15 protein-coding genes are annotated in these 14,619 nt (G+C 70.2%); 6 read left to right on the top strand and 9 right to left on the bottom strand.

What is annotated here, in order from left to right; all coding sequences use genetic code 11:
* Positions 1 to 4 precede the first annotated feature (4 nt).
* From F4X11_18715 to F4X11_18695, 5 genes are all read right to left on the bottom strand, one after another.
* Positions 5 to 1,693, bottom strand: coding sequence for a carbon starvation protein A (locus tag F4X11_18715; GenBank protein ID MYN67037.1), 1,689 nt, complete (start codon positions 1,691 to 1,693; stop codon positions 5 to 7).
* Between the two features lie 2 nt (positions 1,694 to 1,695).
* Entirely contained in the window at positions 1,696 to 2,688 is a 993-nt protein-coding gene (locus F4X11_18710) for an AAA family ATPase (protein ID MYN67036.1), read from the bottom strand.
* A 4-nt stretch (positions 2,689 to 2,692) separates the two neighbouring features.
* Positions 2,693 to 2,920: a DNA helicase gene (locus F4X11_18705; GenBank protein ID MYN67035.1), complete on the bottom strand. Its 228-nt coding sequence runs from the start codon at positions 2,918 to 2,920 to the stop codon at positions 2,693 to 2,695.
* A gap of 75 nt (positions 2,921 to 2,995) precedes the next feature.
* Entirely contained in the window at positions 2,996 to 4,678 is a 1,683-nt protein-coding gene (locus F4X11_18700; protein MYN67034.1) for a carbon starvation protein A, read from the bottom strand.
* Positions 4,675 to 5,652, bottom strand: a complete 978-nt coding sequence (locus F4X11_18695) for a P1 family peptidase (GenBank protein ID MYN67033.1) — start codon at positions 5,650 to 5,652, stop codon at positions 4,675 to 4,677. The genes F4X11_18700 and F4X11_18695 overlap by 4 nt, the downstream gene beginning before the upstream one ends.
* Positions 5,653 to 5,938: 286 nt before the next feature.
* Here F4X11_18695 and F4X11_18690 point away from each other — a divergent pair, with 286 nt between their 5' ends.
* The 6 genes from F4X11_18690 to folK all read left to right on the top strand — a co-directional run bounded on the left by F4X11_18690 (position 5,939) and on the right by folK (position 11,343).
* The gene (locus F4X11_18690; GenBank protein ID MYN67032.1) at positions 5,939 to 6,331 is read left to right on the top strand and encodes a DUF2784 domain-containing protein; all 393 of its coding nucleotides are present in this window, start codon (positions 5,939 to 5,941) and stop codon (positions 6,329 to 6,331) included.
* 224 nt (positions 6,332 to 6,555) lie between these two features.
* Positions 6,556 to 7,134 (top strand): arylesterase, encoded by a 579-nt coding sequence (locus F4X11_18685; protein ID MYN67031.1) that lies wholly within the window; start codon positions 6,556 to 6,558, stop codon positions 7,132 to 7,134.
* 5 nt (positions 7,135 to 7,139) lie between these two features.
* On the top strand, positions 7,140 to 7,847 hold the full coding sequence (locus tag F4X11_18680) for an ABC transporter ATP-binding protein (GenBank protein MYN67030.1): 708 nt from the start codon (positions 7,140 to 7,142) through the stop codon (positions 7,845 to 7,847).
* Positions 7,848 to 7,861: 14 nt separating this feature from the next.
* Positions 7,862 to 10,423, top strand: a complete 2,562-nt coding sequence (locus tag F4X11_18675; protein ID MYN67029.1) for an FtsX-like permease family protein — start codon at positions 7,862 to 7,864, stop codon at positions 10,421 to 10,423.
* Positions 10,424 to 10,507: 84 nt separating this feature from the next.
* Positions 10,508 to 10,840 (top strand): TraR/DksA family transcriptional regulator, encoded by a 333-nt coding sequence (locus F4X11_18670; protein ID MYN67028.1) that lies wholly within the window; start codon positions 10,508 to 10,510, stop codon positions 10,838 to 10,840.
* A 32-nt stretch (positions 10,841 to 10,872) separates the two neighbouring features.
* Positions 10,873 to 11,343: a 2-amino-4-hydroxy-6-hydroxymethyldihydropteridine diphosphokinase gene (folK, locus tag F4X11_18665; protein ID MYN67027.1), complete on the top strand. Its 471-nt coding sequence runs from the start codon at positions 10,873 to 10,875 to the stop codon at positions 11,341 to 11,343.
* On the opposite strand, the gene F4X11_18660 is transcribed toward folK, so the two are convergent.
* The 4 genes from F4X11_18660 to F4X11_18645 all read right to left on the bottom strand — a co-directional run bounded on the left by F4X11_18660 (position 11,344) and on the right by F4X11_18645 (position 14,490).
* Positions 11,344 to 11,739, bottom strand: coding sequence for a DoxX family protein (locus F4X11_18660; protein MYN67026.1), 396 nt, complete (start codon positions 11,737 to 11,739; stop codon positions 11,344 to 11,346).
* Between the two features lie 107 nt (positions 11,740 to 11,846).
* Positions 11,847 to 13,073, bottom strand: a complete 1,227-nt coding sequence (locus tag F4X11_18655) for an FtsX-like permease family protein (protein MYN67025.1) — start codon at positions 13,071 to 13,073, stop codon at positions 11,847 to 11,849.
* A 20-nt stretch (positions 13,074 to 13,093) separates the two neighbouring features.
* Positions 13,094 to 13,828, bottom strand: a complete 735-nt coding sequence (locus F4X11_18650; protein ID MYN67024.1) for an ABC transporter ATP-binding protein — start codon at positions 13,826 to 13,828, stop codon at positions 13,094 to 13,096.
* A gap of 50 nt (positions 13,829 to 13,878) precedes the next feature.
* Complete coding sequence (locus F4X11_18645; protein ID MYN67023.1) at positions 13,879 to 14,490, bottom strand: hypothetical protein; 612 nt, start codon at positions 14,488 to 14,490, stop codon at positions 13,879 to 13,881.
* Positions 14,491 to 14,619 lie beyond the last annotated feature (129 nt).

Here is a 14,619-nt window from a genome sequence, read left to right as displayed (position 1 = left end):
CGCGTCACTTCTCCCGGAACACCACCTCCAGCCCGTCCAGCACCGGATCCCGCCGGAAGCGGATCACCGCCAGCGCCGCCTCGACCACCAGCCACAGCGCCAGCGTGAAGATGGTCGCGGCGGGCGCCAGCAGCAGCCACTGCCCGGCGGTCCAGAAGTCGGTCAGGTTGACGCTCATGACCGTCAAGGTAGACAGCAGCATGAACACCATCGGCGCCGCCGTGTAGATCAGCGGCTTGCCGCGCCGCAGCAGGTAGAGGGTGACGGCCAGCAGGGCGAGGCCGGCGAGGAGCTGGTTGGTGGTGCCGAAGAGCTGCCACAGAATCAGCCCGGCGAACTCGCCGTCCACCTGGATGAAGGCGAAGGCCCAGATGGCCACGACCGCGATGCCCGACGCGACGTAGCGGTTCGAGAGCGCCTCGACGCGTAGCGTGTCGCCCATCTCGGAGACGTTGTAGCGCAGCAGCCGCGTGGCCGAATCGAGCGAGGTCAGGGCGAACGAGACGACGATGACGGCGACCAGCGTGCCGCCGATGGCCTCGGGAATGCCGAGCGTCTGCAGGAAGCGCGTGGTGCCGCTGATGAAGGCGGCGATGTTGCTGCCGAGGCTGTCCGCGGCCTGCCAGCTCACGTAGCGCTCCAGCCACGCTTCCCGCGAGACGAACCCCGCGGTGCAGGCGAGCACCGCCATCAGCCCGAGCATCGACTCGCCGATCATCGCGCCGTAGCCGATGAAGCGGGCGTCCCCTTCTGTCGCGAGCTGCTTGGCGGTGGAGCCGGACGACATCAGCGCGTGGAAGCCGCTGGCCGCCCCGCAGGCGATGACCACGAAGACGAAGGGGACAATCGGTGGAGCTCCTGCCGGCGCCAGGTCCACCGCCGGGGCGGCGAACGACGGGTTCGTCGCGACGAACCCGACGTACATCGCGCCCACGCCGACATAGAGCAGCAGGCTGTTGATGTAGTCGCGCGGTTGCAGCAGCAGCCACACGGGCAGGACGCTCGCCCCGAAGGCGTAGGCCAGCAGCAGCCATTTCCACTGCGCCAGCGACGGACCGACGACCGGGTGCCGGATGCCGACGAACGCCAGCCCCAGCGCGATGGCGAGTCCGGCGATGGTCAGGCTGCGGATGCTCCACCCGCCGCGGTGGACGGCCACGCCCATGGCCGCGGCCACGAAGACCAGGGCCCCGCTCGGCAGCACCGCCTGTGGATAGAAGTCGGGTGAGAAGAGCACCGCGATGACGTGGACGAAGACGCCCATCGCCAGTGCGATGAGGAAGAAGATGACGAGGTGGAAGAGCGTCTTGCCGCGCGGCCCGACGAGGTTCTCGGTCACCTTCCCGAGCGACATCCCGCGGGCGCGGATGGATACGACCAGCGCCCCGAAGTCGTGCACGGCGCCGATGAAGATGGCGCCGATGACGACCCACAGCATCGCCGGCAGCCAGCCCCAGATGACCGCGATCGCGGGGCCGAGCATCGGCGACAGGCCGGTGATGGACGCGTACTGGTGGCCGAACAGCACGTAGCGGTTGGCCGGGACGTAGTCGATCTCGTCGCGGTAGCGGACCGCCGGGGTCGGCCGGGCCGGGTCGATCACGAATACCCGCTCGGCGAGGAAGCGCGCGTACAAGCGGTAGGCGGCCGCGTAGGCCGCGATGCAGATGAGGGCGGCGAGCAGTGGTGACATGGTCAGTGGGCGACGAGCCGGGCGCCGATGGCGCGCAGGGCGTCGAACCCCTGCACGTCGTCCGGCCGGAGCGGGACGATCGTGCGTGGCAGTGCGGGGAAGACCTCCTCGATCTCTCGCAGATAAGCGCGCTCCTGCGCCCGGCGGGCGTCGATGAACGCACCGGCGGCGTCGGCCGTGTCCGGCAGGACGCGGTTGACGACGACCGACGACACGGGGAGGTCGAATCGGGCCAGCGTGTCGACGACGCGCCGGCTCTCCAGGATCGACAGGCGATCCGGGTTGACCACCAGCAGGAACGCGGTGCCGGCCACGTCGAGCAGACGTTCGCGGGCGACGATGAACTTGCGGCGGCGCGCCTGCAGGATGTCGTTGATGCGGGCCTCGCGACTGTCGCGCGCATGATCCGCGTGTTCGTCGATCAGCGAGAGATCGTCGCCCCGCCCCGGCTTGCCTTCGAGATGTCCGAGCATGGCGCCGAGCCGGGACGAGCGCTCGCGGTGGCGGAGCAGGCCGTCCATCCAGGCGCTCATCACTTCCGGCAGGGAGAGCAGCCGCACCGTGTGGCCGCTCGGCGCGGTGTCGAAGATCACCAGGTCGAAGCGCGATCCCGCCTGCGCCATCAGCTCGGCAACCCGCTCGATCAGCGCGGCTTCCGTGGTGCCCGGCGTGTAGGCGGCCAGGTCGAGTTGCCGGTCGATCTCGTCGTACAGCCGCGGATGGACGAGCGCCTTCATCCGCTCCTTGACGCTCGCGATGTGCGCCGTGGCGGCCCGGTCGGGATCGATCTCCAGCCCCGTCAGGTTGGGCGCCAGCGCGGTCTCCGCATCGCCGATCGCGCGTCCGAAGATATCGCCCAGCGAGTGTGCGGGGTCGGTGGACACGACCAGGCACGTCCGGCCGCGTTCCGCCGCGGCGAGCGCCAGCGCGGCCGCCGTCGTGGTCTTGCCGACGCCTCCCTTGCCGCCGACGAAGACGATGCCGCGCCCGAGCAGGCCGTCAGCAGCAGCGGAAGTGGTCAAGGGGCGAGTGCTCCAAACCCATCCGGGTGTGCCACTCGTGGAAGCGCTCGAGCAGGAGCGGCTGGAGCTCCAGCGTGTAGTACGCGGCCGGGTTCGGCACGCCCATCAGCTCCGCGAAGACGAACAGCATGAACAGGTCGTCCTCGTCGCGGCGCGCGCGGGCCACCGCGCCCCGGTAGGGCGCCGTGTAGAACTCGCCCAGCAGGGTACGGGCCTGCGCGAGCCGTTCCCGTACGGCATCGAATCGCGAAGGGTTCATGACGGCACCGACAACGGAAGGCTAGCCCACCCCCGCCGCGGCGGCGCGCCGCTCGCGCATCAGCGCGGACGCCGCCTCCAGCATGACGAAGATGGCGGTGATGATGATCACGATGTCGATGGCGACCAGCACGAACCTGCCTTCCGTGTAGAGGCTGCTGAGCTGGTAGAGCGCGGCGAGCAGAGCCATCGTGGTGACGAAGACCATCGGAATCAGCGTGTAGCGCGCCGGTCTGCCGAGCTTGACCAGCATGACGCTGATGACGAGCAGTGTCAGTCCGGCCAGCAACTGGTTCGTCGTGCCGAACAGCGGCCAGATGATCATGCCGCCGGTGCCGTCGGCGCCGCCCGCGCCGAACGCCAGCACCAGACAGGCGCCCACCGCGCCGGCGGTCGCGACGTAGCCGTTCTGGAGCGCCGGGATGTTGTAGATCGTCCCCCATTCCTGCACGATGTAGCGCTGCAGGCGGACCCCGGCGTCCATGGTCGTGCCGGCGAACAGCACCGCCATGACGGCGAGCAGCGTCCGGGCGAAGTTGAGCGGTATGCCAAGCCCTTCGGAGGCGATCCGCGCGCCGCCGGTGACGAAGGCGCTGATCCCGCCCACCGCGCCGAAGCTCTCCGCGTCGGCGTAGGAGGACTGCCACTCGGTCATCGAGAAGCCGGCCGTGACCGCGATGATTGCGACGATCGCCAGCGTGCCTTCGCCGAGCGATCCCAGATAGCCGACGAAGCGCGCGTCGGTCTCCGTGTTGAGCTGCTTCGACGTGGTGCCGGAGCTGACGAGGCCGTGGAAGCCGGAGATCGCGCCGCAGGCGATGGTGACGAACAGCAGCGGCATGATTGGCGGTGTCCCCGGCGGGACGTTGGGGTTGATCGGCGGCGCGACTATCGTCGGGGCGGCGATGAAGACCGCGCCGTACAGGATGCCCAGACCGACGAAGAGCTGGATGCCGTTGATGTAGTCGCGCGGCTGCAACAGCAGCCAGACCGGCAGCATCGACGCCACCGCCGCGTAGGCGAACAGGATCAGGATCCACTGCGCCGCCGGTGCGATGCCGGCCGTCTCGGGCAGCGCGACCGGGAACAGCTCGCCCAGGTAGATGACCGCGTAGAGGATGATCGTCCCGACCACCGTCGGCCAGGTGATCCCGACGCCCACCTTGTAGAGCAGGATGCCGATGCCGACCGCCACGATGACGGCGGTCCAGGCGGGAATGACGCTCGCCGGGGTGTTGATGAACTCGCTGGCGATCGCGACCGCGAAGACCGCGTTGACCATCAGCAACAGGAAGAAGACGACGATCATGAACAGGTTGCGCGCGCGGTGGCTCACCACCTCGCCGGTCAGCGAGCCGACCGACAGCGCCTTGTTCCGGACGCTGGCCCAGATGGCGCCGAAATCGTGCACGCCGGCGAAGAACATCGTGCCGATGACCACCCACAGGAACGCCGGCAGCCAGCCCCAGACGACGGCGATGCTCGGGCCGATGATCGGTGCGGCGCCGGCGACGGCGGTGAAGTGGTGGCCCCACAGGACCACGCGGTTCGTCGGCACGTAGTCGATGTCGTCGCGCATGGCGTGCGCCGGGGTCTTGAAGTCGGGATCGAGCCGGTAGATCTTCTCGGCCATGAACTTCGAGTAGAACCGGTACCCGGAGAAGACCGCGATCAAACCGACTACCGCAAGCACGACGGCGTTCATGGTGTTCCCTCCTTGAGATCGCGGACGGCCGGGTAGCCCGGCAGCCCGCCGGCGGTCCGCACGCCACGGACGATGGCCTCCCCCGTGACGTCGGCGGCCAGGGCGCCGATCCGCAGCAGGCTGCCGGGGCTCTCCAGGCTGCCGGTCGACAGGGCGAAGATGGCGTCTCCGTCCACCGGGGTGTGCGCCGGCCGGACGGCCCGCGCGAGACCGTCGTGCGCCATGCGCGCGACGACGCCGAGCTGCGCCTTGTCGAGCCGGGCGTTGGTGGCGACGACGCCGATCGTCGTGTTCTCGCCGCCCGGTGGCTCGGGCGCGGGCTGGCGCAGGAGGGCGCGGGCGCCGGCCAGGCCCAGGCCGTCAGTGCTCCGCACGCCGGCGACCAGGGCGCCCGTCGCCGGGTCGTACACGTCCCCGACGGCGTTCACCGCCATCAGCGCGGCGACCTGCAGGCCGTCCGGGAGCTCGATCAGCGCCGTCCCGATGCCGCCCTTCATGGCGCGGTCCGGACCGGCCAGCTTGCCCACCGTGGCGCCGGCCCCGGCCCCGACGCTGCCTTCGTGGATGCCGTCGCTGCGGGCGGCCCGCGCCGCCCGGTAGCCGCACTCGGCGTCGGGGCGGATCGCGGGGTCGCCGACGCCGAGATCGTAGAGAATCGCGGCCGGGACGATCGGCACGCGCGCCGTCCGCGTCCGGTAACCGATGCCCTGCTCGTCGAGATAGCGCATCACCCCGTCGGCGGCGGCCAGACCGAAGGCACTGCCGCCCGACAGCACGATGGCGTGCACCTGCTGAATGGAGTTGACCGGATCGAGGAGCGCCGTTTCCCGCGTTCCGGGCGAGGCTCCCCGCACGTCGACCGCCGCCGTGGCGCCCCCGCGGGTGAGAACGACCGTGCAGCCTGTCGGCCGTGCGGCGAGCGTGTGATGGCCGACCTCGATGCCGGCGACGGCGGTCAGCCCACGAGTCGTCATGGTGGCGTTTTCCAGGCTGGCGCCGGCCCCGGCGGCGGCAACAGCTACGCAGATGACGGCGCCGGCGCGAGCTGCTGCAATCGTCATCGGGGGTCAAATCGTACCCGAAATCGCCGGGCCGCATCTACACGTCCGGAAAGGGCAAAGGGTGCTGCGGCAGGTCTCGACCATGCGGAGCGTCGCTTCATCGCACGGAATGAAATGAACCCCGTGGACGTCTTGGGGTTCGGGCGATCGTCGTTCGTGACCAACGGACGTGCAAGGCGTTCGGGACATACTGGATGGGGTGCTCTACGGACTCGCGGCCGATCTGCTGGTCGGCGTGCATCTGGCGTTCGTCGGGTTCGTCGTGCTCGGCGGCTTCGCGGTGCCGCGCTGGCCGTGGCTCGCCTGGCTGCACCTGCCGGCCGTCGCGTGGGGCGTCGGCATCGAGTTGACGGGTGCGATCTGTCCGCTGACGCCGTTGGAGCAGTGGCTGCGCTGGGAGGCGGGAGCGTCGGGCTACGACGGCGACTTCATCGCGCGCTACCTCCTGCCGGTGCTCTACCCGGCCGGACTTACCCGCCAGGCGCAGGTTGTGCTGGGCATCGCCGCTTGCGGAATCAACGTGGCCGCCTACGGATGGTGGCTTCGCACGCTGCGGTTCGGCGGGCCGCGGCCACCGAAGTCCGGGCTGTAGAATTGATGGGATGGAGTGATGTCGTGGGGAGCTATTCTGGCAGCGGCGTGACGCGCGGTCTTCGCATGGCCGTCGCGCTTTGCGTGGCCGGGGGGATGTCGACCGCTTGCGGCGGCGCGCCGGCCGATGTCGACCCGATCTCCACCGGCGAGGGGATTTCCGCGACCGAACCGTTGGCGGCAGCGGGCGCGGCGGCGTCTCTGCCCGGGGGAGACGACTTCACGCTGCGGGCCAGGGTGGTCATTCTGGGAGACTCTCTTACCGCGGGGCTCGGCCTGGGCGCCGAGGACGCCTATCCGGCGCGGTTGCAGGAGCGCGTCGACGGCGCCGGCTGGCCGATCGAGATCGCCGCGATGGGCGTCTCGGGAGACACGACGGCGGGCGGTCTCCGCCGGCTCGACTGGGCGCTCGACGGCGATGTGCGGATCCTGGTGGTGGCGCTGGGGGGCAACGACGCTTTGCGGGGGCTGCCCGTCGATCAGATGCGGGACAACCTGGAGCGAATCATCGACCGCGCCCTGGACCGGGGCATCGGGGTCGTGCTGGCCGGCATGGAGGCGCCGCCGAACTTCGGCGCCGTATACACGTCCAACTTTCGTGACGTGTTCCGGACGTTGGCGGAGAGCCGCGACGTGACGTTCGTACCGTTCCTGCTCGAGGGGGTGGCCGGCGTGCCGGACCTGAACCAGGCGGACGGAATTCACCCGAACGAGGCCGGCGCGGCCCGCGTCGCCGAGCATCTCTGGCCCGCGCTCGAGCCGCTGCTGCGGCGGGTGGCGGCAGAGCAGGAGGTCGACCCTTGAGTCCGATGATCGAGTTGCGCGGCGTCTCGAAGACGGTGCAGAGCGGCGACCGCGCGCTGACCATCCTCCATCCGCTGGATCTGTCCGTGCCGGCGGGGCAGTCGCTGTCCATCGTCGGTCCCTCGGGCAGCGGCAAGTCGACGTTGCTCGGTCTGATCGCGGGGCTGGATACCCCGTCGACCGGCAAGGTCCTGATCGGCGGCACCGAGATTACGGCCCTCGACGAGGATCAGCTCGCGCGGCTCCGCGGCGCGCGGATCGGCTTCGTGTTCCAGTTCTTCCACCTGATCCCCTCGCTTACCGCGCTCGAGAACGTGATGGTGCCGCTGGAGATCGCCGGCGTCGCGAATCCGTCCGGGAAGGGGCGCCGGCTGCTGGCCGATGTCGGCCTCACCGAGCGCGGGCATCACTACCCGTCGCAACTGTCCGGGGGCGAGCAACAGCGGGTCGCCATCGCGCGGGCGCTGGCCAACGACCCGCCGCTGCTGCTGGCCGACGAGCCGACCGGCAATCTGGACAGCACGAACGGGCGCCACGTCATCGACCTGCTGGTCGACATCAACCGGACGCGCGGCACGACGCTCATGCTCGTGACCCACGACCGGGAGCTGGCCGGCTGCACGGACGTCACGCTGGCGATGCGCGATGGCCGGACGGAGCGCGTCGCCCCCCCGGAAGCCGTACTGGAGCCGGCCGGCGCGGCCGCCGGCTGATCGGGTTGCCGACCATGAGCTTTGTCCTGCGCATGGCGTACAGGGAGCTGCGGGCGTCCTGGCGCCGGTTGATCTTCTTCTTCTGCTGCGTCGCCATCGGGGTCGGCGGCATCGTTGCCCTCCGCTCGCTGGTGCAGAACGTTCGCACCGCGCTGGCCACCGAGGCGCGGAGCCTGACCGCCGGGGACATCTATGTCCGCACGGACCAGCCGTGGTCCGACGAGGTGATGGGCCGCATCGAGGCGCGCGCGGCGGAGGTCGCGGGGACCGAGCTCACCGAGACGGTCGACACCGTGACGATGGCGCGACTGCCGGCCGGGGCCGGTACGCGGACGAAGATCGTGGAGGTGCGCGGCGTCGAGACGGCCTTCCCCTTCTACGGCCGCTTCACGCTGCAGAGCGGCACCGCGTACTCGCCGGCCCTGCTTCGGGACCGCGGCGCGCTCGTGGGACGGGAGCTGTTGCCGCAGCTCGGCGTCGCGGTCGGCGACGAGATCCTGATCGGCGACGAGGCGTTCACGATTCGGGACGCCATCGTGACCGAGCCGGGCCGTCAGCTCGGCGGTTTCAGCCTCGGGCCGCGCGTGCTCGTGGCGCACGATGCGCTGGCCGAGACCGGCCTGATCGAGTTCGGGAGCCGCGTCGAACGGCAGCTCCTGCTGCGCGTGCAGGAGGAAGCGTCCATCGAGCCGCTGGTACGCGGACTGCGCGAGGACCTGCAGGAAGCGTTCGTCCGCATCGGCTCGTACCGGCGAACCGAGAACCGCATAGAGCGGAACTTCTCGCGCGCCGAGAACTACCTCAGCCTGATCGGCTTCGTCATCGTCATCCTGGGCGGGATCGGCGTCTGGAGCGTGACGCGGGTCTTCGTGCAGCAACGGCTGCGCAGCGCGGCCATCCTGAAGTGCCTGGGCGCCACGGCGGCCGGCGTGCTGGCCGTCTACGTCGTGCAGGTCGCCCTGCTGGGACTCGGCGGGGCGCTGCTCGGTATCGGCGTCGCCTGGGGGGTGCTGGCGTCCGTGCCCGATTCCCTGGCGGCGCAGGCGGCGGCGACGACGGGCTTCGATATCGTCTCGACCGACCTGACGTTCTCGGCGATGCTGCAGGGGCTGGCGGTGGGACTGCTCGTCTCGCTGCTCTTCGCCCTGGTGCCGCTGCTCGACACCCGGCACGCCAAGCCGCTGCTGCTGCTGCGGCAGGGGGAGGCGCCGTCGGCGGCGCCCCGCGACCCGCTGCGCCTGGCCGCCACGGTGTTCGTGGGCCTGGGGCTGGTCGGGGTCGCGGCCTGGCAGGCCGCTTCCCTGGAGGTCGGCGCGTACGTGGCCGGCGGGTTCATCGGCGTCGCCGGAGCACTGCATCTGCTCGGCCGGGCCCTGGTCCGCATGACGCGCCCACTCGAGGCGGCGCGCTGGTTCCCCCTGCGGCATGCCGCGCTTAACCTGCGCCGTCCGGGCAACCAGACACGCGTGGTGCTTCTCGCGGTGGGGCTGGGCAGCTTCTTCATCATCGGCGTGCACGCGGTGCAGGCGAACCTGTTGGCGTCGTTCTCGCTCGAGCTGCGGGACGACATGCCCGACATGTTTCTCATCGACGTGCAGCAGGACCAGGCGGACGGGGTGGCGCGCATTCTCCGGGACGCCGGCGTCGGCGGCGAGGGGGAGGGCGGAGGGCCGGTCCTGTTGCCGGTGCTGCGCGCCCGGGTGACGGCCGTGACCGGCCCCGACACGTCCATCGAGGGGCGCCGCGCGGTACGGCGCGCGGGATTCGGGCGCGAGTACACCGTGACCTACCGCGAGCGGCTGGAAGAGAACGAGAGGATCGTCGCCGGCGCGTTCTGGGATGCCGCAGCCGCGGGTCCGGCGGAGGTCTCCATCGAGGACAGCTTGGTGGAGCGGGGCATGCGGCTCGGCGACACGGTCCGGTTCGACGTGCTGGGCCGCGCGATCGAGGCGCGCGTGACGAGCGTGCGCGCCGTCGACTGGGACGACTCGCGCAGCGGCGGCTTCATGTTCCTGTTCAGCCCCGGCACGTTCGACGGCGCCCCGCACAGCTACATCAGCTTCTTGCGGGGGCCGGCGGGGCCCGTTGCGCGCGGTGCGCTTCAGCGGAACCTCGTGGACAGCTACCCGAACGTCTCGGTCATCGACGGCCTGGAGATCATCCGGACGTTCCGCCGGGTGCTCGACTACGTCACGCTGGCCGTCAGCGTGGTCGGAGCCATCGCTCTGCTGGCCGGCGGCCTGATCCTGGTCGGCTCGGTGGCGATGACGAAGTTCCAGCGGCTCTTCGACGCCGCGGTGTTCAAGACGCTCGGCGCGAACACCCGCCTGATCGCCGTGATGTACGTGTTCGAGTACGGCGTGCTGGGGACGCTGGCCGGCCTGGTCGGCTCGATCGGCGCGCTCGCCCTGACCTGGGCGCTCACCCGACAGGTGCTCGACGTGCCGTGGACGCCGGCCCCGGCGATCAACATCGGCGGCATGCTGGTGACTGCCGTCGTCGTTCTGGTGGTCGGCGTCGCATCCAGCGTGGACGTGCTGCGCCGCAAGCCGCTGCTGACCCTGCGGACCGAGTAGCCGGGCCCGGCGAGCGCCGAACGAAGCGTGCTAGACTCCCTGATTACGCTGCCGGCCAGCCGCCGAAACAGGAGGAGCCGGGTCATGGAAGAGGCCGTCTACAAGGACGCGTTGATAAGGAAGCGTAAGGAGATCATCGCCGAGCGCGGCGCCAAGTCGTTCTCGACGCCGATGGACAATAACACCCGCCAGGGTGACATGGCCGACCAGGCCAGCGGCAACAACGAGGTCCACATCCAGCTCAAGCTGAAGCAGACCGACGCCAAGATCCTGAAGGCGATAGAAGAGGCGTTGCTGCGCATCGATCAGGGAATCTACGGCGTCTGCCGCGACTGCGGCGAACCGATTGCGCCCGCCCGCCTCAACGCGATTCCCTGGACGCGGGTTTGCATCACTTGCAAGGCGAAGCAGCAGTAGGGGCGGGGAGCTACACCCCGGCCGCTCATCGCATTACCGCCGTCGCCCTCGGCAGCAACCAGGGCGACCGGGCCGGTCATCTTGCGTTCGCCGTCGCCGCGCTGGGGAACCTGCTCGCGGGCATGCGCGTGTCGCCGTTCGTCGAGACCGCGCCGGTGGGCGTTCCGCCCCAGGCCTCGTTCCTCAACGCCGCGGCGGTCGGCGCCTGCGCCCTGGCGCCGGCGGCGCTGCTGGCCGGCCTCCTGCGTATCGAGAGCGCGCGCGGGCGGCAACGACCCTTCCCCGGGGCGCCGCGGACTCTCGACCTCGACATCATCCTGATGGGCGAGCTCGTCGTCCGCCGGTCCGACTTGCACGTCCCGCACCCGCGGTTCCGGCAGCGGCGGTTCGTGCTGGAGCCGCTGGCCGCGATCGCGTCCGACCTCAGGGACCCGGTGACGCGGCGGACCGTTCGCGAGTTGCTGGACGATCTCGGCCCGCCGGGAGCCTGGGACGCAGGCTGATCACGCCTTCCTGAAGCGCGCGTCGAGGCTCCAGGCGCCGGGTCCGACCGACGCGAGGTAGAGGAACAGGAAGCAATAGAGCACGGCCGGCTCCCCCTGGTTGGCGACCGGGAACAGGAACTGTCCCTCGCGCGCCACGTGGCCCATGAAGTAGGCCGCGGCCATCTCCCCGCTGGCGATGAACGCCGCCGGCCGGGTGAACAGGCCCAGGGCGATGAGCGCGCCGCCGACGGCCTCGATGAGCGCGGCGAGGCCGAGCAGCGAGACCAGCTCCATCTGCTGGCCTCCGAGCACGCCGAACAGCTTCTGCAGGCCGTGCAGCATGAAGAGGTAGCCGGCGACGATGCGGAGCGTGTCGTGGATGCACTCCGCGTAGGGATCGAGGAAACGCGTCATCGGGGCACTTCCTTTCGATAGACGAGCGTCGACGCCATTTCGCCGAACGGTAGCATGCGCACCGATTGTACCGTGAGGGTACGACCGTCGGCGCTCGGCGGCCGTCGCTATTCGAAACGGAGCGATTCGATCGGGTCGAGCTGCGCCGCCTTGCGGGCGGGGTAGAAGCCGAAGAAGATGCCGGTCGCGGCGGCGAAGCCGACGGCGACGACCACCGCATCCGCCGGGACCGAGGTCGGCCAGGCGAGGAACTGGGTCAAGCCCTCCGACAGGCTGAACCCGAGCCCGACCCCGACCAGGCCGCCGACCAGGCTCAGGACGATCGCTTCGACCAGGAACTGCAGCAGGACGTCGCGTCCCTTGGCGCCGACCGCCATGCGCAGGCCGATCTCCCGGGTCCGCTCGGTCACCGACACCAGCATGATGTTCATGATGCCGATGCCGCCGACGATCAGCGAGACGCCGGCGATGCTGGCCAGCAGGCCGGTCATCGTCTGGGTCGTCTGCGTCCGCATGCTCGTCATGTCCTCCTGCGTGCGGACCATGAAGTCGTTGTCCTCGCCCGGCCCCAGGCCATGCTCCTCGCGCAGCACCGCCGTGATCTCGTCGGCCACGGCGTTGATGCGGTCGGCCGACGCGGCCGAGATGGTGATCTCGGAGATGTTGGTCCCGTCCCGCCCCCGCAGCTTCTTGTTGACGGTGGTGTAGGGAACGAAGATGGCGTCGTCCTGGTCCTCGCCGAACTGTCCCGAGCCCTTGGAGGCCATGACCCCGAGCACTTGGAACGACTGGTTGCGGATGCGCATGCGGGCGCCGACCGGGTCCACGCCCTCGCCGAACAGGTTGTCGCGGACGACGGATCCCAGCACCGCGACCTTCGCCGCGCTCTGGACGTGGGTCGTGGTGAAGAAGGTGCCGAGCTGGATGTTCCAGAAGCGGATCTGCGGGAACTCGATGTCCGTGCCCTGGATGGTCGTGTTCCAGTTCTGGCCGGCCGCGACGACCTGATCCCGCGTCCGGACGCCGGCGGCCAGGTACTGCGCCTCCGGCACCCGCTCGCGGATCGCGTCGACGTCGTCCGCCTTCAACCGCGGCGACTGGCCCATGCCCATGCTGATCCCGCCGCGGCGGTAGTTCCCGGCGCGGACCATGATCATGTTCGTGCCGGCGGACCGGATCTGGGTCTCGATCTCCTGCTGTGCGCCTCTGCCGAGGGCAACCATCGTGATGACGGCGGCAACTCCGATGATCATCCCCAGCATGGTCAGGCTGGTGCGCATCTTGTTGCGGCCGAGCGCCTTGAGCGCGACGCGGAGCACCATCAGCACGGACATCGTTCTGACCTCGTTTCCCGCTATGCCGTCTGCGGAACGGATGCCGCCGACGCCGCATCGGCGTTGTCGGGCGGCAGGGCCGCGAATTCGTCGCTCGCAACGCGCCGCGACGCGTTCGGCCGGTCGGAGAGGACCCTGCCGTCGTGGAAGCGGATGATCCGGTTGCCGTACTCGGCGATGTCCGCTTCGTGCGTGATCAGCAGCACCGTGATGCCGCTCTCCTGATTCAGACGCTGGAAGATGTCCATCACCTCGACGCTGGTGCGCGAGTCCAGGTTGCCGGTCGGCTCGTCCGCCAGGAGGATGGCGGGCTGGTTGACCAGGGCGCGGGCAATCGCCACCCGCTGCTGCTGGCCGCCCGAGAGCTGGTTCGGGAAGTGATCCATCCGGTCGTCGAGCCCGACCGCGTGCAGCATCTCGCGAGCCCGCGCGTGACGCGCCGGCCCGTTCATGCGGGAGCCGTAGAGCAGGGGGAGCTCGACGTTGTCGAGGGCGGTGGTCCGCGCCAGCAGGTTGAAGCCCTGGAACACGAAGCCGATCTTCCCGTTGCGCACCTCGGCCAGTTCGTCGCGCGAGAGCCGGGAGACATCCCGGCCGTCGAGCAGGTAGTGGCCGCGGGTCGGCCGGTCGAGGCAGCCGAGGATGTGCATGAACGTCGACTTGCCGGACCCGGACGGACCGGTGACCGCGACGAACTCGCCGGCCTGGATGGAGAGACTCACGCCCCGGAGCGCACGCACCTCGACGTCGCCCATGGCGTAGACCTTGGTGATGTCCTCGACCGCGATGACCGGTTTCGAGGGAGTCACCGCCGGCCGCGCCTTCCGAAGGGGAACTGGGGGATCAGCGGAGATCCGCTGCCGCCGGCCGCGGGGCCGCTTCCCGCGTCCGGCGTGCTGACGTTCGTCACGAGGCGGACGCCCGCGCCGATCGTTCCCGGGGCAGCCTGAACGGTGGTTGCCGGCAACACCGGGGCTGCGGCTTCCAGGGCCGCCAGCCGCTGCTCGAGCGCGGCGCGCGCCGCTGCGTCGGCAACCGTCGCCAGGCGCGCGCGGAGCGACTCCACGTCGCGATTCGCCGGCACGGATCCGCTCGGCGCGGATGCGCCATCCACGGCCAGCAGCTCGCTCGCCGTGCCGTCGGTCACGCCGAGACGGACGTTCAGGCTGGACAGGCGGCCGCCGTTCAGCACCCAGACCCGTCCGTCGGTCTCTTCCACCTCGATGGGGGCGAACAGCGCGTCGATCGTGCTCGCCCCCCGCTCGACGGCCGGGACGTTCGACCCTTGTTGCGCGTTCGCCCGGCGCCGGGAGGCTCTCGGCCCGCCGGGGCCGCCGGGACCGCCGCCGCCCGCGGCGCGCCGTTCCCGCATGCGGGCAAAGAACTCCTGGCGCTCTTCGGGAGACATCTGCTGCATCCGCTCCATCATGCGCTGCCGTCTCTCCGGATCCGGCCCGCCGCCCCCGCCGAAGCCGCCGGGCCCTTCTCCTCCGTATCTCTTAAACACATCTGACGGAGCCGAGGCGGTTACGGGGGTAGATCTGGG

This window comes from Acidobacteriota bacterium (assembly GCA_009861545.1).
GTDB lineage: Bacteria > Acidobacteriota > Vicinamibacteria > Vicinamibacterales > UBA8438 > WTFV01.
Note: the sequence above shows the minus strand (reverse complement) of the source record. Positions and strands in the feature narration are given on the sequence as shown.